The 19107-nt window shown below is 49.5% G+C and carries 23 protein-coding genes and 2 pseudogenes; 11 read left to right on the top strand and 14 right to left on the bottom strand.

Translation table 11 applies throughout. From position 1 onward, the window contains the following. The first annotated feature begins 13 nt into the window (after positions 1-13). Positions 14-904, top strand: a complete 891-nt coding sequence (locus tag AC07RN_RS06960; RefSeq protein WP_478335964.1) for an oxidoreductase — start codon at positions 14-16, stop codon at positions 902-904. 158 nt (positions 905-1062) lie between these two features. On the opposite strand, the gene AC07RN_RS06955 is transcribed toward AC07RN_RS06960, so the two are convergent. Next, positions 1063-1359 carry a YciI family protein gene (locus AC07RN_RS06955; protein WP_059179163.1) on the bottom strand — a complete coding sequence of 99 codons (297 nt, stop codon included), beginning with the start codon at positions 1357-1359 and terminating at the stop codon, positions 1063-1065. A gap of 221 nt (positions 1360-1580) precedes the next feature. Between AC07RN_RS06955 and tonB the strand changes: the two genes are divergently transcribed. After that, positions 1581-2294: a TonB system transport protein TonB gene (tonB, locus tag AC07RN_RS06950; protein ID WP_041689437.1), complete on the top strand. Its 714-nt coding sequence runs from the start codon at positions 1581-1583 to the stop codon at positions 2292-2294. Between the two features lie 28 nt (positions 2295-2322). On the opposite strand, the gene yciA is transcribed toward tonB, so the two are convergent. Continuing rightward, positions 2323-2721: an acyl-CoA thioester hydrolase YciA gene (gene yciA / locus AC07RN_RS06945; RefSeq protein WP_012017669.1), complete on the bottom strand. Its 399-nt coding sequence runs from the start codon at positions 2719-2721 to the stop codon at positions 2323-2325. Positions 2722-3118: 397 nt separating this feature from the next. Between yciA and AC07RN_RS06940 the strand changes: the two are divergent. After that, positions 3119-4052: pseudogene (locus AC07RN_RS06940) on the top strand (IS256 family transposase); the annotation flags it as partial. Here the strand turns inward: AC07RN_RS06940 and AC07RN_RS06935 are convergent. Next, a complete protein-coding gene (locus AC07RN_RS06935) occupies positions 4051-5976 on the bottom strand; it encodes an acyltransferase family protein (protein ID WP_478336279.1) in 1926 nt (641 codons plus the stop codon). The pseudogene AC07RN_RS06940 and the gene AC07RN_RS06935 sit on opposite strands and share 2 nt — an antisense overlap. Before the next feature lie 286 nt (positions 5977-6262). Between AC07RN_RS06935 and AC07RN_RS06930 the strand changes: the two genes are divergently transcribed. After that, positions 6263-6502 carry a hypothetical protein gene (locus tag AC07RN_RS06930; RefSeq protein ID WP_478335963.1) on the top strand — a complete coding sequence of 80 codons (240 nt, stop codon included), beginning with the start codon at positions 6263-6265 and terminating at the stop codon, positions 6500-6502. Next, entirely contained in the window at positions 6502-6837 is a 336-nt protein-coding gene (locus AC07RN_RS06925; protein WP_478335962.1) for a hypothetical protein, read from the top strand. The genes AC07RN_RS06930 and AC07RN_RS06925 overlap by 1 nt, the downstream gene beginning before the upstream one ends. A 96-nt stretch (positions 6838-6933) precedes the next feature. Here the strand turns inward: AC07RN_RS06925 and AC07RN_RS06920 are convergent, their stop codons facing one another. From AC07RN_RS06920 to AC07RN_RS06910, 3 genes and pseudogenes are all read right to left on the bottom strand, one after another. Further along, on the bottom strand, positions 6934-7470 hold the full coding sequence (locus AC07RN_RS06920; RefSeq protein WP_478335961.1) for a septation protein A: 537 nt from the start codon (positions 7468-7470) through the stop codon (positions 6934-6936). Between the two features lie 59 nt (positions 7471-7529). Next, complete coding sequence (locus AC07RN_RS06915; RefSeq protein ID WP_012017667.1) at positions 7530-8273, bottom strand: YciC family protein; 744 nt, start codon at positions 8271-8273, stop codon at positions 7530-7532. Between the two features lie 25 nt (positions 8274-8298). After that, positions 8299-8394: pseudogene (locus AC07RN_RS06910) on the bottom strand (YkgJ family cysteine cluster protein); the annotation flags it as partial. Between the two features lie 165 nt (positions 8395-8559). Here AC07RN_RS06910 and ompW point away from each other — a divergent pair. Together ompW and AC07RN_RS06900 are read left to right on the top strand one after the other, a co-directional pair. Next, positions 8560-9195, top strand: a complete 636-nt coding sequence (gene ompW / locus AC07RN_RS06905; protein ID WP_059179159.1) for an outer membrane protein OmpW — start codon at positions 8560-8562, stop codon at positions 9193-9195. A gap of 330 nt (positions 9196-9525) precedes the next feature. Further along, positions 9526-10152, top strand: coding sequence for a YagU family protein (locus AC07RN_RS06900; protein ID WP_012017665.1), 627 nt, complete (start codon positions 9526-9528; stop codon positions 10150-10152). A gap of 315 nt (positions 10153-10467) precedes the next feature. On the opposite strand, the gene AC07RN_RS06895 is transcribed toward AC07RN_RS06900, so the two are convergent. The 5 genes from AC07RN_RS06895 to AC07RN_RS06875 all read right to left on the bottom strand — a co-directional run bounded on the left by AC07RN_RS06895 (position 10468) and on the right by AC07RN_RS06875 (position 14782). After that, a complete protein-coding gene (locus tag AC07RN_RS06895; RefSeq protein WP_478335960.1) occupies positions 10468-11487 on the bottom strand; it encodes an NADP-dependent oxidoreductase in 1020 nt (339 codons plus the stop codon). Beyond that, positions 11484-11879 carry a hypothetical protein gene (locus AC07RN_RS06890; RefSeq protein WP_478335959.1) on the bottom strand — a complete coding sequence of 132 codons (396 nt, stop codon included), beginning with the start codon at positions 11877-11879 and terminating at the stop codon, positions 11484-11486. Before AC07RN_RS06890 ends, AC07RN_RS06895 begins: the two co-directional genes overlap by 4 nt. A gap of 2 nt (positions 11880-11881) precedes the next feature. Then, positions 11882-12700: an oxidoreductase gene (locus AC07RN_RS06885; protein WP_478335958.1), complete on the bottom strand. Its 819-nt coding sequence runs from the start codon at positions 12698-12700 to the stop codon at positions 11882-11884. A gap of 132 nt (positions 12701-12832) precedes the next feature. Continuing rightward, positions 12833-13615 carry an SDR family NAD(P)-dependent oxidoreductase gene (locus AC07RN_RS06880; protein WP_478335957.1) on the bottom strand — a complete coding sequence of 261 codons (783 nt, stop codon included), beginning with the start codon at positions 13613-13615 and terminating at the stop codon, positions 12833-12835. Positions 13616-13690: 75 nt separating this feature from the next. Continuing rightward, positions 13691-14782 carry an alkene reductase gene (locus AC07RN_RS06875; protein WP_478335956.1) on the bottom strand — a complete coding sequence of 364 codons (1092 nt, stop codon included), beginning with the start codon at positions 14780-14782 and terminating at the stop codon, positions 13691-13693. Positions 14783-14912: 130 nt separating this feature from the next. On the opposite strand from AC07RN_RS06875, the gene AC07RN_RS06870 reads away from it, so the two are divergent. The 4 genes from AC07RN_RS06870 (at position 14913) to AC07RN_RS06855 (ending at position 16996) form a co-directional block, all read left to right on the top strand. Then, positions 14913-15461, top strand: a complete 549-nt coding sequence (locus AC07RN_RS06870) for a TetR/AcrR family transcriptional regulator (RefSeq protein ID WP_478335955.1) — start codon at positions 14913-14915, stop codon at positions 15459-15461. 156 nt (positions 15462-15617) lie between these two features. Next, the gene (locus AC07RN_RS06865; protein ID WP_012017658.1) at positions 15618-15935 is read left to right on the top strand and encodes an ArsR/SmtB family transcription factor; all 318 of its coding nucleotides are present in this window, start codon (positions 15618-15620) and stop codon (positions 15933-15935) included. Further along, on the top strand, positions 15932-16459 hold the full coding sequence (locus AC07RN_RS06860) for a rhodanese family protein (RefSeq protein ID WP_449554524.1): 528 nt from the start codon (positions 15932-15934) through the stop codon (positions 16457-16459). The genes AC07RN_RS06865 and AC07RN_RS06860 overlap by 4 nt, the downstream gene beginning before the upstream one ends. Positions 16460-16495: 36 nt before the next feature. Then, positions 16496-16996, top strand: a complete 501-nt coding sequence (locus AC07RN_RS06855; RefSeq protein ID WP_235133395.1) for a GNAT family N-acetyltransferase — start codon at positions 16496-16498, stop codon at positions 16994-16996. A 52-nt stretch (positions 16997-17048) separates the two neighbouring features. On the opposite strand, the gene AC07RN_RS06850 is transcribed toward AC07RN_RS06855, so the two are convergent. The 3 genes from AC07RN_RS06850 to yedE all read right to left on the bottom strand — a co-directional run bounded on the left by AC07RN_RS06850 (position 17049) and on the right by yedE (position 19085). Further along, positions 17049-17363 (bottom strand): PTS sugar transporter subunit IIB, encoded by a 315-nt coding sequence (locus AC07RN_RS06850; protein ID WP_012017655.1) that lies wholly within the window; start codon positions 17361-17363, stop codon positions 17049-17051. Between the two features lie 139 nt (positions 17364-17502). Continuing rightward, positions 17503-17736 (bottom strand): sulfurtransferase-like selenium metabolism protein YedF, encoded by a 234-nt coding sequence (yedF, locus tag AC07RN_RS06845; RefSeq protein ID WP_003856774.1) that lies wholly within the window; start codon positions 17734-17736, stop codon positions 17503-17505. Further along, a complete protein-coding gene (gene yedE, locus AC07RN_RS06840) occupies positions 17733-19085 on the bottom strand; it encodes a selenium metabolism membrane protein YedE/FdhT (protein WP_478335954.1) in 1353 nt (450 codons plus the stop codon). The genes yedF and yedE overlap by 4 nt, the downstream gene beginning before the upstream one ends. Positions 19086-19107: the final 22 nt, after the last annotated feature.

Below are 19107 nucleotides of genomic sequence, written 5' to 3'. Positions count from 1 at the left end.
GGGAGAATGCGACATGTCTGACAGTCCAACTATTGCCCTCATCGGTCCTGGCGCAATCGGTACCACCATTGCGGCGCTACTGCATGAGGTTGGCCGCAAGCCTTTACTGTGCGGGCGGACAGCCCATCCGAAATTAGTGCTGCGCTTTGACGAGGGCGAGATTACCGTGCCAGGACCTGTACTGAGCAACGCGGCGGAAATCACTCAGCCGTGCGAACTGGTATTCATTGCGGTGAAAGCGACCCAGACGGCATCCAGCGCAGGCTGGCTGAACAAACTGTGTGATGAAAACACGGTGGTCTGCGCGCTGCAAAACGGGGTAGAGCAGAAAAGCCAGCTGGAGCCTTATGTTAACGGTGCCACAGTCGTGCCTTCGGTCGTCTGGTTTCCGGCACAGCGCGAACCGGACGCTTCTGTCTGGCTGCGTGCCAAACCACGCCTGACGCTGCCGGATACGCCGCAGGCAAAACGGATTGCTGATGCGCTTATTGATACGCGTTGCGCCGTTGAGCTTTCCGAGGATTTCACGTCCATCGCCTGGCGAAAACTGCTTCAGAATGCGGCAGCGGGTTTGATGGTACTTGCCAATCGCCGTGCTGGCATGTTCTCGCGGGAAGATGTCACTGAACTGGCACTGGCTTACCTGCGTGAGTGTCTGGCGGTTGCGCGTGCGCAAAAGGCAATCCTGATCGATGATGTTGCGCGTGAAATTGTGGACGGTTTTCGTCGTGCGCCTGCGGATTTAGGCACTTCCATTCTGGCCGATCGTCAGTCTAACCGCCCGATGGAATGGGAAGTCCGTAACGCTGTGATCCAGCGTTTAGGCAAATCCCACGGGATTCCTACGCCCATCAGTGACGTTCTGGTCCCTCTGCTGGCGGCAGGAAGCGAAGGGCCGGGGTGAAATTACGAGCCTTACACTTAGCAAAAGAACGGGTGACATCTAATTGAACTGGCCCGTAAAAAACAAAGCCCCGTCTGCGCGGGGCTGTCATGCAACAAATTCATTTATTTCAATTGAGGTGTTTTTAACAGCGCGCAAAGACGCTTTTATTCACGGCCTCAGAACACTTTCTTGAACGGGCGGACGGTGACTTTTGCGTAAACGCCTGCCGCGACATATGGGTCGGCTTCGGCCCAAAACTGTGCAGCTTCCAGGGATTCGAATTCGGCAATCACCGTAGAGCCACTAAAACCAGCCGCGCCGGGATCGTTGCTGTCAACGGCAGGCATTGGCCCTGCGGTCAGCAGTTTTCCTTCGTCGTGCAACAGTTGCAGTCGCGCAAGATGCGCAGGGCGGACGGAAAGGCGTTTTTCAAGAGAATCAGCAACATCCTCAGCGTAAATAACGTAAAGCACGGCGGAGCTCCTTAACCATAAAAAGTGGCATTTACGTTATGTGAAAGCAGCGATGACTGCAATGTAAAGATAACGACCTTGTTAAAACTGTAACAAACAACGGCCCGCACACGCCACTTGCGCACTTAAATTGCGAGAAGATGGAGTGTCTTATTGAATATGATTGCTATTTGCATTTAAAATCGGGGTCTGGTTTTTTAACTGTAACGATTATGACTTCGATGACCCTGGATTTACCTCGCCGCTTTCCCTGGCCGACGCTGCTCTCCGTTGTGATTCACGGTGCTGTCGTCGCGGGTCTGCTCTACACATCGGTACATCAGGTTATTGAAATGCCAGCGCCCGCGCAGCCGATTTCGGTGACCATGGTGACGCCTGCTGAGCTAGAGCCGCAGGTTGTCTCGCCACCGCCAGAGCCGGTTGTCGAGCCGGAACCTGAACCGGAGCCGATCCCTGAGCCGCCGAAAGAAGCGCCAGTGGTGATCCATAAGCCGGAGCCCAAGCCTAAACCGAAGCCAAAACCGGTAAAAAAAGTGGAAGAGCGTCCAAAACGAGAAGAGCGTCCCGTTGAACCGCGTACGACGCAGACGGTGCAAAATACAGCGCCAGCGAAACCCGTGATGAATAATTCGCCGGCAACGGCAAAACCGGTGGTCTCGGCACCTTCTGGCCCGCGCGCGCTAAGCCGCAATCAGCCGCAGTACCCTGCGCGTGCGCAAGCCCTGCGTATTGAGGGGCGTCTGCGCGTGAAATTCGACGTGACGGCTGATGGCCGTGTGGATAACGTGGAAATTCTTTCCGCCCAGCCTGCTAATATGTTTGAGCGCGAAGTGAAAGCGGCGATGCGCAAATGGCGCTATGAAGCCGGGAAACCGGGAAATGGATTGATCGTGAATATCGTGTTCCGCCTGAACGGCGGGGCGCAGATGGAATAGTAAAAAGCCTCCAGAATGGAGGCTTTTTTTATACCTGCGGAAGCTGGCGAGGTTTCCCGTCGTTATCCACTGCAACATAGATGAACAGCGCTTCGGTCGCCTTGTAGCGCTGGCCGATTGGCTCCGAAGCTACCTTTTTGACCCACACTTCAATATTAATGGAAACTGACGTGTTACCGCGCTTAACGCAGCGGGCGTAGCAGCAGACCACATCGCCCACCGCGACCGGACGTAAAAACGTCATCCCATCGACTCTGACCGTCACCACGCGGCCGTGCGCGATCTCTTTAGCCAGGATCGCGCCACCCATATCCATTTGCGACATTAACCAACCGCCAAAGATGTCACCGTTCGCATTGGTGTCGGCGGGCATTGCAAGTGTGCGTAAAACCAGTTCGCCCTGAGGGGCGTCATTCGTTGTTGTCATTGTTATTTGTGCTCGTGACGGAAGACGACAGGCGGGATGCTACTATGATTTGCACTCGGTGGGAAATACGAAAAGCAGACACGAATAAAATGGCCAGACGGCGTACCGTCTGGCATACAGGGATTAGTGCTTATCGTCCTGAGGCATGCTTTTACGCTTCAACATCGATTACCGTGATTTATTTTGTTTTACCAAATCTGCCAGCAACCCGCCTGAAGACTCAACCTACCATTTATAGCATTTTAGAATGCTTTATTTTGAATGGATGCAATTTAAGTGATTTGTGTACACGAGACTGTAATTTAAATTGTGTATCTGCCTATTTTTGATATCTTCACTCCGATAGCGGAGACAGGCAATTATGGACGAAAATAAACTCAAAGCGCTGGCTGCTTAACTGGCTAAAGGCCTTAAAACCGAAGCCGATCTCAACCAGTTTTCCCGGATGCTGACGAAGCTTACTTTCGAAACAGCGCTCAATGCTGAACTGACCGACCATCTCGGACATGAGAAAAACGCGCCCAAAAAGGCTAAAACACCCGCAATGGCTACTCGTCAAAAACGCTGCTGAGTGATGACGGCGAGATCGAGCTGAACACGCCACGTGACTGTGAAAACACCTTTTAATCTCAGCTAATCAAGAAAACCCAGACGCGGATCACGCATATGGACAGCCAGATTTTATCGCTGTATGCCAAAGGCATGACCACGCGCGAAATCGTTGCCACCTTTCAAAGAAATGTATGACGCCGATGTGTCACCCACGCTTATCTCTAAGGTAACAGACGCCGTAAAAGAGCAGGTTACTGAATGCAAAACCGGCAACTGGATGGGCTGTATCCCATTGTTTATATGGACTGCATTGTCGTAAAGTTCGTCAGAATGGCGGTGTAATAAACAAAGCCGTCTTCCTCGCGCTGGGTATAAACGCCGAAGGGCAAAAAGAGCTGCTGGGTATGTGGCTGGCCGAAAATGAAGGCGCAAAGTTCTGGCTGAATGTGCTGACGGAGCTGAAAAACCGTGGTCTTAAGGATATCCTGATTGCCTGCGTGGACGGCCTGAAAGGCTTCCCGAATGCGATAAACAGCGTCTACCCGCAGACCCATATCCAGTTGTGCATCATCCATATGGTGCGCAACAGCCTGAAATACGTGTCGTGGAAGGACTATAAAGCCGTTATCACGGTGTATCAGGCCCCGACCGAAGACGCGGCGCTGATGGTGCTGGATGCGTTCGCGGAGGAGTGGGACGACAAGTATCCGCAAATCAGCAAAAGCTGGCGTGCGCACTGGGAAAACCTCAATACTTTCTTCGGCTATCCACATAATGTTACTTTGATATAGCCTCAAATAAAATATTTTTAATGAACGGCGCGAAAGCAAGTGAACCATCAAGAGACAAATGTCCTCCATCAGAATAATAAATTTTATTATTGATGATTGATTCGCAAATGCCGTTATGGCAGAAGAGAGGGTATGGATCTATATAGGTCGTATTCTCCCATGAAGAAACCTCTCTTTTCAGCTCTTCATTGAATTTATAAGACGTGGCTTCAGTCTCTTTAACTTTGAGGTTTTCAGTGCAGTGAGATATAGATATCTCTGGCCGTGTTATACAGGAGACGACTCCATTCTGATCACCAACGCGCGGCAGAGAGCCAATCACGATAAGTTGTCTGTTCCCTATACTCTGACGTAAAATATGGAGTTGAGAGATAACAAACTGATAGTAATCTTCATTATTCTTGAAGGCTAGGCGCTTGCCAGAGGATCGATCATTCAGCACTTTAATGGATGTATCCCATGAGTGACTGATAATGAGAGGAAGGTTATTTCCCTTGAGCTTATCCAGCAACCGTTGGTATTGCCCGTCACATTTATCATTGGAGCCAGTTCCTGGGGCGCGGACGGAATCCCTGCTTATCATGCAGCCATGAACAAAGAGGGTGTCAACACGCTTGTTGCTCTCTTTGAAGAGATTATCAAAACCATATGCATACTGGTTTGCATAGCTATCACCAGCCATGACGGCATCAACTGACTGCTTATCTTTTTTACCCAGTACTACGCCAAACCCGTAGCCATGTCCGCCATATTGCTCATACTGATATCGAGCCGCATCCTTCGCCAGGGTGTCGTATTTTGAATCAATGCGCCAAACCCACCCTTCATTATTTGTGATATTTTTACCAACCAATATCGTCAACACAGACACAAATGCGAATGAAGCATAGACGGCAGCGAGCCTGAGTTTGTTTAGAGACACGCCATGGAAGCGTAGCTTTCTCTCAACAAAGTAGTAAGTAATTAAAGAGAAAATAGCAGTTAACAATAAAACGTATGTTTTATCCATCCACGACAACTCTCTGGATACATAATAACTGTAGAAAACAATAACAGGCCAATGAATCAAATATAACGAATAACTCATTAATCCAATAAATCGCATTGGTTTGTTGTTAAGGATTGCGCCCAGACGGCAATCACCGCCAAATTTGATTGCCATAGCCGCACCTATACATGGAGGAACGGCCATAAATCCAGGGAAGGGTACTGACTCAGTATAAGACAGCATTGGTGCAATAATCAGAGCCAGGCCAGTCAAAAAACCTACACTCTTTGCGCTGTCTTTCATTCTTGCATTGTTTGGATATAGTGCTACCAGTCCTCCAAATGCAAATTCAAAAGCACGAAATGGAGTGAGGAAGTAAGCCGCGCTTGGGATATATGAGAGTGAAGCTTGAGAGGCAACGAGACCAATCACAAGGATAGAAAAAATGAGAGCTTTCAACCCTTTTGACGGCATGAACTTAAAAGCGAAGACCATAAGCAATGGCCATACAAGATAGAATTGCTCTTCAACTGACAATGACCATGTGTGAAGAAGTGGCTTTGTGAGTGCAGATGCTGAAAAATAATCCGTATTTAGCCAAAAGAATATGTTTGAAATAGATAGACTGGCAAATATCAGAGAGTTTGCAAAGTCAGTGAGCTGTGTTGGTGAGAACAGCAATCCACCAAAAATAATGCACAAAGCAAATGTGAAGAAGAGGGCAGGGAGAAGGCGAAGAGCTCTCCTGGCATAGAACTCGGGGAATGAAAAACTTCCTTTGTTAAGTTGATTAGCAATGTTTCTGGTGATTAAAAAGCCGCTGATCACGAAGAACACATCCACGCCAACGAATCCACCAGAGAATCCAATCCCAGCATGGAATAAAATTACACCAAGAACAGCGATGGCCCGGAGCCCATCCACATCGCCTCTGTATGTTTTTTGTATAGCAATCACACCCGCACCTGATTATTTTGATTGATTTTATTCCACTTAGACAGTGGCGCTACAATTCAATAACTTTGCTTATTCGATGCACCAAGTGGGTAACATCAAGTTAAGAGACATATTTTCAAACGTTCATGACAAAAAAATTGTTCGTGACATCAATATATCTCCATTTTCCGGACATCATACGATGTAACGGACCTGATCTGAACCATCAATGCATAATGCTGTATTTATATACAGTAATTGTCGGGAGGTCATCATGCCCAGCAGATACGAAATCAAAGCCGCGTTCAATGCGGCTATTCAGCGCAACCCGAAAGGATACCTGTGTCTTCGCACAGATGACTTTGTTCGCGAGCTTGGCATCCTGAACTGGCATTTCAGCAGAAAGGACGCGAACGAGTGGATTGAGCTTTATCAGAATGACTTTGCTGACAAGACGCCAGAGCAGAGCGATAACCGATATTGGATGCTCCGTAACATGGGGAGGATATTCTAATGGGATTCCCATCACCGGCTAAAGACTACGAAGAGGATCGGCTTACGGTCGATAATCTGTGCAGCATAGATATGAACTGCAAGGTTATCGAAACGGACCTCGGCTGGGCGGTTATCAATATCGCGCTACCGGTTATTCCTGGTGTCATCGTTCTGGCCACCTTTGACGGGTGCAATCACTTTGCAAAGGTAATGGGCAAGTCATTAATCACTGAGGATGGTGAAGCTGTAGAAGGCGAGGCGCTGGATGATGTAGTTGTCCATGGCGTGGTGACATTCACCATTCACCGGGTTAAGAATGACTGCCCGGTAATATGGTTGCACAGACAAAATTAAAGCACGCTTCTCATAAAGTGTACATGAAAGCGTGCTTATCGTTATCTTTTTATATTATCTAACTGATTGTTTTATTTAGATATATGTTGGTGATATCTATTTCTCATCCTGAGGCATGTGCTTGTAAATGTATACACCGCTGAGCAGGGTAAAAATCAGCGTCAGAGCCGTCAGACCAAACACCTTAAAGTTGACCCAGATATTTTGCGGCATCCAGAACGCAATATAGATATTTGCCAGGCCGCAGAGAATGAAGAATACGGCCCAGGCAATGTTCAGTCTCGACCATACTTCTTGCGGCAGCGTGATTTCTTTGCCCAGCATGCGTTGAATCAACGGTTTGTTCATGACCCACTGGCTGAAGAGCAGTGCACCGGCAAACAGGCCGTAAATTACCGTAACCTTCCATTTGATAAATTCATCGTTATGGAAGAACACCGTCAGGCCACCAAACACGGCAACTAAAACAAAAGTGATCAACGCCATTTTTTCGACTTTGCGATAGCGAATCCAGGTGTAGATCAATACGATAGCGGTGGCGACGATTAAGGCCGTTGTCGCGGCATAAATGTCGTACAGCTTATAGAATGCGAAAAACACGACAAGCGGTAAAAAATCAAGAAACTGCTTCATTCTTAGATTCCATTTTCTGCGTGGGGCAGAGTGCACGCGCGCACTCTGCCATCAGGATATTATTGGCGAATCAACGTATACAGGCGGAACAAATAAACCAGCAATACGGCGGAGATCAGATTACTGATCGTATTGGCAACCACCGCGCCAATGTTTGGCGTGAGCACTGCAAAATTCGGTGCAAACAGCAGCAATAACGTTTTGGCGAGCAGCCATCCGATGACTGCAGGAGCAACCAGACGCATATTCGACCACGCCAGTTTTATACTGCTGCGCATGGCGGTAAAAATCCCCATCTTGTCCTGTACCAGCATCACAGGAGCAAAGGAGAGGATAATCGCCAGCAGCACACCCGGCACGACGACCAGCATGATCCCCATTTGCACCAGCAGCGTGGTCAAAAAGATCAGGATGAACAGTTTCGGTAACACCGGCGCGCTGGCACCGATGGCGCGCAGTGCACTCACGCGTTGCCCTGCGGAAACCAACTGAACCATGAGCAATACTCCCCCCGCCATAATCGCGTTGCCGATCAACCCAGAAAAGGTCGAGGCCGCAGAGGCGCGCAGCAAAATCTGCTGCTGTTCAGGCGTCATGTTCTGCACCAGATCAAATAACCCTACGCTGCCAGCGAGATTGTCGCCCTGGCTGAGGCTGGCAATTTGCTCATCACTCGGTGAAAACGCATGGCCAAGCACGACGGTGATCAACGCGCAAAGCAAAGCGATCAGTAAAAAAGTAATGAACTGATTGCGGAAAAAGTTCCCGGTGTCACGGTAGACGGACTTCGCCGTGATAGACATGCACTCTCCTTGAGTATTGCAGGTGTTAATAAGCGGGCAATTGTACCCTGGATAACTCTGTCGTGGCAGCACCATGACTTGTATGGAAAAGCATATCTTTGTAAAGCAAAGCGTATTGAGCAAATTTGACCTGATTGGGGCAATCAAGTTTATCTATTTTTGGTAAAAATTAATCTGGATCAACAAATGTTAAATTGCTGGGCTGAATGTGATCTGTGTTGGATCACTTCCTACTCATTTGTAGTTATATTCTCCGCGCCAATAAAACCACAACGATGGAGCGGATATGAAAAAATTAGCAGTGGCAGCCCTGATCTTAAGCAGTCTCTCTGGTGGCGCTTATGCGCATGAAGCTGGCGAGTTCTTTATTCGCGCGGGTTCGGCAACGGTTCGCCCGACGGAAGGATCAGATAACGTATTGGGAAGTCTCGGTGGCTTTAACGTCAGCAATAACACGCAGTTAGGTTTAACGTTCACCTATATGGCGACGGAAAATATCGGCGTTGAGTTGCTGGCGGCTACGCCTTTCCGCCACAAAGTAGGCACAGGACCGACGGGTAATATTGCAACCGTTCATCAACTCCCTCCGACGCTTATGGCGCAATGGTATTTCGGTGATGCCAACAGCAAAGCGCGCCCTTATATTGGTGCGGGCGTTAACTACACCACGTTCTTTGACGAAAAATTCAACGATAACGGCAAAGAAAATGGACTGTCGGATCTCAGTCTGAAAGATTCCTGGGGCGCTGCGGGGCAGGTGGGGCTGGACTATTTAGTCAACCGCGACTGGCTGCTGAATATGTCGGTCTGGTACATGGATATCGACACCGACGTGCGCTTTAAAGCAGGCGGTGAACAGCAAAGTGTCCATACACGACTGGACCCGTGGGTGTTTATGTTCTCAGCGGGTTATCGCTTCTAAAGCTCTTCTGCAAAACCTTTCTGCAAAACTGGTCGTTGTATGGCCAGTTTTTCTATTCTTTCCTGTCGGCGTCGTTGTACAGAGCGCTCATTGACTCAAATGACGTGACAATCATTGCGTATTAATTCTCTGCTCACGGAAAAGGCGCTCTGGACGTTAAAGCGAAGTGCGCTCATTAACAAAAATAAACCCGCCAACGATACGAGTGTTTTGTTGGTTAAAACAATTTTCATAAAATTGCAGGGTAAAGTGTGATCTGTATCAAAATGTGATGCACCCAAGTTAAGGAAGATTAAGGAACTGTAAATATTCTTTCTAAGTGGTGGATTTATGGCGTTAAAAGACTTTTTTGTGCAAACCGAACCCCGTAGGCGTCGTTTTGGTGTTGCACTGTTTGTTGGGCTTATTTCCGGTGTGGTTTCGGCATTTGTAAAATGGGGCGCTGAAGTTCCGCTTCCACCGCGTAGTCCTGTTGATATGTTTACCAGTGCATGTGGGCCTGAATCATTAATTCGTGCGGCTGAGCATATCGACTGCTCCAGAAACTTCCTTAATCCTCCCTACATTTTTCTCCGCGATTGGCTGGGAATGGTTGACCCAAATGCAGCGGTCTATACCTTTGCGGGGCATGCGTTTAACTGGGTTGGGGTAACACACATTATATTCTCCATCGTGTTTGCCGTTGGTTATTGTGTCGTTGCGGAAGTGTTCCCTAAAATTAAGTTATGGCAGGGGCTGTTAGCCGGTGCACTTGCACAGCTATTTGTCCATATGATTTCATTCCCGCTGATGGGCTTAACCCCACCGCTTTTCGACCTTCCATGGTATGAAAACGTCTCTGAAATACTTGGCCACTTAATTTGGTTCTGGTCTATTGAGATAATTCGCCGCGATCTCCGAAACAGAATTACGCACGAACCTGACGCTGAAGTTCCTCTGAATTCATCGTTCAGATAAACGGCGCAACAAACAGTAAAAACCCGCCAAACGTGCGGGTTTTTATTTTGGAATGAGGTGAGGGTTTTTTGAGGCGATTCGCCAATAAAAACTGCGGGGAAAGACATCAATCCTCCCCGCTCAATTGAACTTCTGCCCATTAGGTCTGGTGTTAGCAGAAGCAGGGGCGCACCATAAGTTAAATATTTACATCTTGCAACATTTCACCGGTGCGAATGAATTAAATAAGTAAATAAAGATACTCCGGCCGAACCACACACAGCTGATGAGCAGAGTCGCTATTGTCTCTTAGGCAGATGTAAACCGCAGTTGTTGTCATTCATGAATAGTAACGACAACTTTTCCCTTCGCGTGTCCTCCAGCCAGATAGTCAAGCGCATCCTTTGTTTCTGCAAAGGGGAATACTTTGTCAATCACTGGAATAATGTGTTCCGCTTCCATGAGCTTACTTATTTGAGCGAGTTGCTTGCCATCAGGCCGAACGAGGAGAAATGAATAGGTTAAGCTCCTCTTCTTAGAATGACGGATGATTTTACGGCTCATCAGACTGAATATAGAACGCAGAAAGATATTTAAATGCCGCTCACGTGCAAAAGCAGCATCTAACGGCCCAATGAGAGAAATAATCTTTCCGCCAGGCTTAAGAATGTAAATGGACTTTTCAATCGTATCCCCTCTGACAGTGCCCAGAACAATATCGTAGCCTCTCAACACATTTTCAAATTCCTGCGTTTTGTAATCAACCACTTCATCTGCGCCGAGACGACTGACCCACTCGACGTTGACTGAACTTGTCGTCGTTCCCACTTTTGCGCCAAGATGCTTCGCCAACTGGATGGCAAAACTCCCAATTCCCCCAGAACCCGCTGGGATGAAAATCTTTTGATCAGGCTGCAGATTGGCTCTCTCTGTGAGCGCCTGCCAGGCGGTGAGGCTCACCATCGGCAGTGAAGCGGCTTGCACAAAATTCAGATTTGCAGGTTTAAAGGCCGCAAGGTTTTCAGGAACAACGGCAAATTCGGCAAGAGAGCCTGTGCCCCTGTCGAAAATACTGGCGAAGATTTCGTCGCCGGGCTTGAAACGCGTCACCCGGCTTCCCGTTGCAATCACAATCCCGGACAGGTCGCTACCCAGTGTTGCGGGAAGCGTAAAATGCAAAACCGGTTTAAAAATTCCGGTGGGGATCATGTTGTCTATGGGATTAAGGCCTACAGCGTAAACCTTAACCAGAATTTCGTCAGGACCGATGGAAGGATAATCTCTGTTTTCAAATCCCAGCGCCGGGGATTTCCCATAGCGTTTAAACGTGAATGCTTTCATCGTCTTAGTCTTCATTTGTTGTTTATCCTGTCGATTTTCCGGATGCCCTTATTGCTGAGTAAAAAAGCGATTCCCAGTAACAGCTCGATAAGCACAGCCACAAGAATTTTCCCGTTGACATGTCCTTCCTGCCATTCGACGATGCCAGACACGGCTAACACAAAACATATCGTGCTAACACCGGCGGCCAGAGCATATCGAGTGGGGGAAGGCTCAGCATTCCTTGCTAATACACACATGACTCCTGTTCCTGCAAAGAATGCAGCAGAGCGTCGGCCGAGCACGTCAGTACCTGTTGTGGTTTCAATTCCCCACAGCGTGAGGAACTGTTCCGGGAAAAACATCCATGCCGTAGCCAGAATAAAAAACAACACGGACGCCAGAATAGCCAGTCGCGAAAATTTCATTTTTATTTTTTCGCATCAAGTTGAAGGCTATTTCGTACGACCTTATCCAGGATTTTTGCTGGCGCGAATCTGAGAAGAAAATTCAATTTACCGGCCAGCGTTCCCGCTGTGTAACGCACCTTTGGTCGCAAAGTCTCAGCAGCTTTAACCACTACGTCTGCCACAACGTCCGGACTTTCCGCTTCGGCCATTGCCTTACTGACCACTTTCGTTAGCTTCGCCCGCATAAGGTCATATTCTTCCAGCTTCGCATCCGGCTCTAAATTATTGGCTTCAAACTGGGTTTTTATGTAGGCAGGTTCGATAACGGATACCCTAATGCCCTGCGTGCGCAGTTCATGGTCCAGTGCTCCTGTGTATCCTTCGACTGCATGCTTACTGGCAGCATAAAGTGCTACATACGGCAACGGAACGATCCCGAGTATCGAGCCAATGTTAATGATGCGCCCGCTGCCCTGACGTCGCATATGAGGGACAACAGCCCGCGTTAACCTGACGATGCCCAGAAAATTGGTGTCGAAAATGTGCCTGGCCTGCTCAATGGAACTTTCTTCTGCCGCAGCCGGAGCGACCCCGAAGCCCGCGTTATTCACCAGAATATCGATCCGCCCCTCCAGGCGCAGCAACTCATCAATAGCCGAGTTGACAGAGGCGTCGTCCGTCACATCCAGTGTTAATAACGGAAACGGATGCTTACCCGCCAACGCACCACGCCGACTTGTGCCGTATACCGTATAACCTGCGGCTAACAGTTTAATAGCAGACGCTCTGCCGATACCTGAGGAAGCGCCTGTAACGAGCGCTACACGTTTTTTTGTCATGCTGAACAAGACCTTCATGATTTATTTGAGGTTTCTCATCGGAGATGAGAAGAGGCGCCATAAGCGATTTATGTATGATTCTCCGCTCGGCAGAACACCCAAAAAATCGTTCTGCCGAGTACACCTCTTTACCTAAAGTGCTTTGTATCGCTCTGCGGCTTCATCTTGTTTGATGTCTGAAAGCAAAGCCTGACGCGAAGCATTGAGGGTGTCCCAGCGGGCAGCATTCTGTAAAGGTGGGATAGTGACCAGTTCACGGCGATCAAAGCCAACCAGTGCAGCATCGACTAACTCGCCCACTTCCATGAATTTTGCCGAGTTGCTGATATCGATACCCGCACGGTCCCAAATTTCCGTGTAGGTACCGGCAGGGAGCACCGCCTGGACATAAATGCCTTTAGATGACAACTCGATATCCATTCCCTGAGACAAGAAAAGAACAAAGGCTTTGGTTGCACCGTAAACCGTCATTGCAAATTCAGGGGCGAGTCCAACGATGGAACTGATATTAACGATCGACCCTTCACCGGCTTTTACAAGGCGTGGTGCCACGGCACTGGCCAGTCTCGTCAATGCCGTGACGTTAAGCGCGATGAGGCGTTCTATCGACTCAGGCGTCTGCTCTGTAAAACTACCGGACTGCGCGATACCCGCGTTATTGATAAGAATACCAATCTGCGAATCCTCACGCAGACGCGCTTCGACAGTCGCTAAATCCACGGCTTGCGTGAGGTCGGCAGGCAGAACATCGACAGAAATACTATTTTCCTGTCGCAGGCGATCGGCCAGTATCTCTAATTTTGCTTTGTCGCGGGCGACCAGAACAAGGTCGTGTCCCCGGCGGGCGAACCGTTCTGCGTAAACAGCACCAATACCTGTTGATGCGCCTGTAATAAGAACTGAAGCTTTAGTCATGAGTTGATCTTCTTTATTGATGTGTTAACAGAATCTGAAGGGTGCGATGCAGGCAGCGCCGTGACATTTGATGCTTTACTCGCTGGTCTCAGTAAGTGACGGGTAATCGGTATATCCCGCAGCGCCACCGCCATAAAGCGTTTCAGGATTCAGTGGTGCCAGAGGCGCGCCCGTCTTCAGCCTTTCGACCAGATCCGGGTTGGAGATAAACGGACGACCGAACGCGAACAGATCGGCTTTGCCTTGCGCAAGCTGAGCGGTCGCCAACGGCAGGTCATAGCCATTGTTGCCGATGTAGGTGTTTTTAAAGCGTCGACGTAGTGAATCATAATCGAAGGGTGCTACATCACGCGGCCCGCCCGTAGCCCCTTCAACCACATGGAGATACACGATGCCTAATTCATCGAGTTGCTCAGCGAGGTAGTCATATTGAGGTTGCGGATCACTGCATGAAATCGCATTAGCAGGAGATACCGGTGAAATGCGCACACCAGTGCGATCGGCACCGATCTCATCTATGACGGCAGCAGTGACTTCCAACAGCAGGCGCGCACGATTCTCGACAGAGCCGCCGTATTCATCGGTACGCTGATTAGCGCCGTCTTTAAGGAACTGTTCCAGCAGATACCCATTCGCACCATGGATTTCTACGCCATCAAACCCGGCGGCAATGGCATTGGCAGATGCCTTTCTGAAATCTTCGATGATCCCGTTTATTTCCTGCAGCTCGAGCGCACGTGGCGCTGAGACATCAGCAAAACCGTTGTTCACAAAGGTTTTCGTCTCGGCGCGGATCGCGGAAGGTGCGACTGGCGCAGTACCACCAGGCTGTAAATCGACATGCGAAATTCGACCTACGTGCCAAAGCTGAATAAATATCCGCCCACCTTTGGCATGAACCGCGTCAGTCACTTTGCGCCAGCCATCGATTTGATCCTGCGTATAGATCCCCGGCGTATCCTGATAGCCCTGCGCCTGTGGTGAAATCTGCGTGGCTTCGGTAATCAACAGTCCAGCGGTAGCACGCTGGGCATAATACGTTGCTGCCAGCTCGCCTGGTACCAGCCCAGCACCTGCGCGATTACGCGTCAGGGGAGCCATCACGATGTGGTTGGCAAGGGTTATCGGGCCAAGATCATAGGGTTGAAATAGTGCCTGGTTCGTCATATTTATTCGCCTGCTAAAGGGTGGGTCGAGATGATGAATTAATGATGATGATCATAATCATTAAAGTCAACTGGTTTGATTATGATCATCATCAATGTATAATCAGGCTCTGTTTTGAGAGGGTAAAAACATGAAAGTGTCAAAAGAGCAGGTTCGCGAGAACAGGATGCGAGTCGTTGAAACGGCCTCAGAACTTTTCCGTGAGCGCGGTTACGATGGCATCGGGATAGCAGAACTGATGTCAGAGGCAGGGTTAACTCATGGCGGCTTCTACAAGCACTTTGGTTCCAAGGCTGATTTGTTGTCTGAAGCGATGAGCTGCGGTTTTACGCAATCCGCCAAAAAAACGGAGGGTGTTAACCGGGAAAAATTCATTGAATATTATCTCTCCCGCCAACACCGAGATGATAAGGGGACTGGCTGTGTGATGTCGGCTCTGGGTACTGATGCAGCGCGTCAATCGGAGTCAATCAAGGAGACATTTGCAGCCGGAATTGAACGCCAACTCGCCGTTTTAGGGACTGAAAAGGGTTCGCGCGCTGACCTGATAGATACCATCGCGCATCTTGTTGGCGCCCTGGTGCTGTCTCGTGCCTGCCCGGATAATTCCGCGCTGGCCGATGAAATTTTGGATGTCTGCCGCGCGCGTTTAATCAATCATGACGCCAGTAAACATTGAATTTTCTGAGTAAGGGATTTTCTGTGCAGTGCATTTGATCAATCACCAACGTCCGTTCTCGCACGAAGCAGACGTTCAGCTATCGAGATCTTTTGATTGCGCAAGAGTGCCATTTGATTTAGTGTTTTCTAAATTTAGACAATTCTAAAGTTGCAAATGAAAGATACTCAACTGCATCAATTACAGGAAAGCGCCTCGCTGGCAACAAAACTGCTCAAGTCGATGAGTAACAGCAGGCGGCTTTTGATCCTCTGCATTCTCATTGACAGACCCGGCACTTCGTCAGGGGAGTTGGCGCAATTGACCGGCTTAACGCCCTCTGCAACCTCACAGCACCTGGCAAAAATGAAAGACGATGGCTTAATTGAGTCGGAGAGGGTGGCGCAACGCGTGAACTATTTCATCAAAGACCTGGCTGTTAAAAAGGTCATCTCCACCTTAAAAGACATTTTCTGCCCGGAGGACCTCAAATGATCCCAGAATCCGTATCACCGCTCGAAGCGAAAAAACGCATTGAACAAGGGGCCGTGCTCATTGATATTCGAGACCGCGCTGAATACCTGCGCGAGCACATACCGAACGCGCGTTCGGTGCCTCTTTCCGACATCGCGGCAGGTAAAACAGTGGATGGCGTAGAGCAACAGACTGTCATTTTTCATTGTCAGTCCGGGATGCGTACCGCCCAAAATGCCATTACGCTTATCAACGCAGCTAGCCCCGCGCCGGTTTTACTGATGACGGGTGGGATCAATGCGTGGAAGAGCGCTCAATTCCCCACGAATGAAGACAAAAAGCAACCATTGCCGATCATGAGACAAGTTCAGATTGTGGCGGGCACACTCATTCTTACAGGCGTTGTTCTGGGGTACACCGTCAATAGCGGGCTGTTTTTACTGTCAGGCTTTGTCGGTGCAGGTTTACTTTTTGCCGGAGTCAGTGGCTGGTGTGGCATGGCAATGTTACTGTCAAAAATGCCGTGGAACAGACCGGCGAAATAGCCATGACTCGAATCATTTTCTGTAAGGGAGTGCAAAATGTCTGCGGACAACACCGTGAGTCTGCGATCGGCGGCGCAACATCGACACATTGTCGAAAACCTTTTTCGTTATTACGTTTACGATCTCGCGGAATATGGCAAGTGGCCGTGCGGAAGTGACGGACAATACGGCTATAACGCGTCGTTGCTGGACCCGCACTGGGAGCGTGAAGACCACTGGCCGTTTCTGATTTATCACGGCGACGAACTGGCGGGTTTCTGTTTACTACGACGCTATCCGCATAACGTTGAGCGTTATGATATCGATCAGTTTTTCATCCTGCGCAAATTCAAAGGGATGGGGGTGGGCAAAGAGGCGTTTCGCCTTGCAGTACAACGTCGTCCCGGGCTTTGGCAAACCCGAGTGATGCTCGAAAACACCGCTGCGCTGCAATTCTGGCGATCTGCTGTTGGCTCAGTGAGTCAGGGTAATTTTGATGAACACATTTTACTGGATGATGATTTAGAGATGCATTTTATTCTGTATGAGGTGCATTAACAGAGAAAACGGGTCACACGGCGGCCTGTTTTCTCTGCGCATCTCTAGCCTGTTACTGCGCCAGTTCGGGCATATTTTCAAGTGCGAATGCCAACACCTTTTCCCCATCCAGTGACGCAAACGGATAGCTTTCTATCACCGTAATGGGCAGTCCTTCACCAATTTCTTTCCTCAAATCTTCCAGTTTGTACTGAATATGGGGTGCGACCAAATAGGCGTCAAATGCCGGGGCGACGCTCGCGAAATTATCCAGACCGACGGCACTTACTAGAATTTTAATGCCTTGTTCATCGGCAGAATGCTGCATTTTTTTTGCCAGAGACTGCGCGGTATTGCCGAACAGACAACAAATCAGTAATTTTTTCATTAGAATATCCTCATGGAAATTAAGGATACAGTATTCCCACGTATCAAAAGAAAATGAGAGCTAACGCAATGTGTTGATTGTTTTTTAGCCGCAAAGAGGAGGGGAGACAACGCCCCGAGCGAGGGCGTTGTCTGGAGCGTTATTTCTGAATCAAATACCGAATGGTCGGGCCGTCCTGTTGAATGTCGAGGACGGTGTATCCGTGGTTTTTCGCATCCAACGGAATATTGTTGATGGATTGCGGGCAATCGCTGACCACTTCCAGAATTTCTCCTTTCTTGAGCTGAGGCAACGCTTCGAGCGTGGCGACGGCAGGATAAGGGCAGGGTTCACCCACCATATCCAGACGATAATCGGGAACGATCTCTTTCATGCCGCATTCTCCTGTGTTTTAGATTGACGCGTTGCGCGACGGAAAAAGCGTTTCTCCTGAGCGATAACCAGTAAGAACGCGATCAATAGCAGGGCGTATGTCACCAGCAATCCACCCAGTGGGCCAAAGGTACTCAGCAGATTCACTTTGTCCCAGCTTGTGGCTAATGCGGGTGACAGATCGTCCCAGTAATACGCCAGAATCGTTGACCCGATGACGTTCCCGAACCCTACCCACCAGTAATGTACCTGACCTTCGACGGCGCGGTACATCCAGCCGGTTTCACAACCACCCGCCAGCACGATACCAAAGCCAAACAGCAGGCCGCCAATGACCGCATTTGGGCCAGCCCACATGATTTTTGGCTCAACACCGAGTTGTACATAGCTGAAAATACCGATCGCACTGACGGCCATCCCGGCAATAATGGCTTTCGCCATCATCGTGCGGCCCGTGATCCACATATCCCGGAACGCGGAGGTAAAACAGATCTGCGCCCGTTCGATCAACAAGCCAAAGCCCACGCCGAACAACATGGCCAGCCCGAGTTTCGGCTGATTCATCGCCGTACACAGCGCCCAGGAGATCATGGCGAAAAAGACCAGCATGCCAAGACGGAAACGGCGTCGCGCCTGAGCGGGCTTTTGCGTCAGCGGTGAGGCGGCGCTAACTTTGGTCATTTTGACCGGAATGCGGAATATCGGCAGCAGCGTGAAGCGTGCGCCAAAATAGGAACCGATGGCGGTCGCGACAGCAAAAAACCAGGCGTGAAGCGAAAACTGTGGAATGCCCGTGAAGAAGGCCGCCAGGTTGCAGCCCATCGCCAGACGCGCGCCGAACCCGGCGATAACCCCGCCCACAATCGCCTGTGCAATACGGATACGACTCTTGGGCATCCGCAGTTTGACGTTATTGGCCCACAGGGCGGCAGCAAAACAACCGCCGAACATACCGATAATCATCATTCCGTCGATGCGCGTGAGCGGTGTGCCGTCCAGATGGATGAGTTTAAAATAACCCCACTCTTCGGCGTGGATCCCGCCAAGTTGTAAAAGCTGTCCACCCCAGCGGGTGAACTCGCCCGTGACCGCCCAAAAGGTGCCGGTGATACCAAAATAATAGGTAGAGAGGATCCCCGCAGCGATAACTGCAGGTACAGGGGACCAGAATTTAATCAGGTATGCCTGTTTGAAGTGTTGCCATGACATGTGTAAGCCTCTGAACTCAGAAGGTGTATGCGCGGCTGAGTGCCGGAAGAAAACGGGATAATACGCTGCGGGGAATATTTGAAAAGCGAGGGCGTTCGAAAAGCTCGAACAGATCAATTCTGGTCTACCACTTTCCCCCATGCGGACGGTACGAAAGCGGTAG

This window comes from Lelliottia sp. GFLA7 (assembly GCF_056490165.1).
The sequence above is the reverse complement of the archived record's forward strand: the minus strand, read 5'-3'. Positions and strand labels throughout refer to the sequence as shown.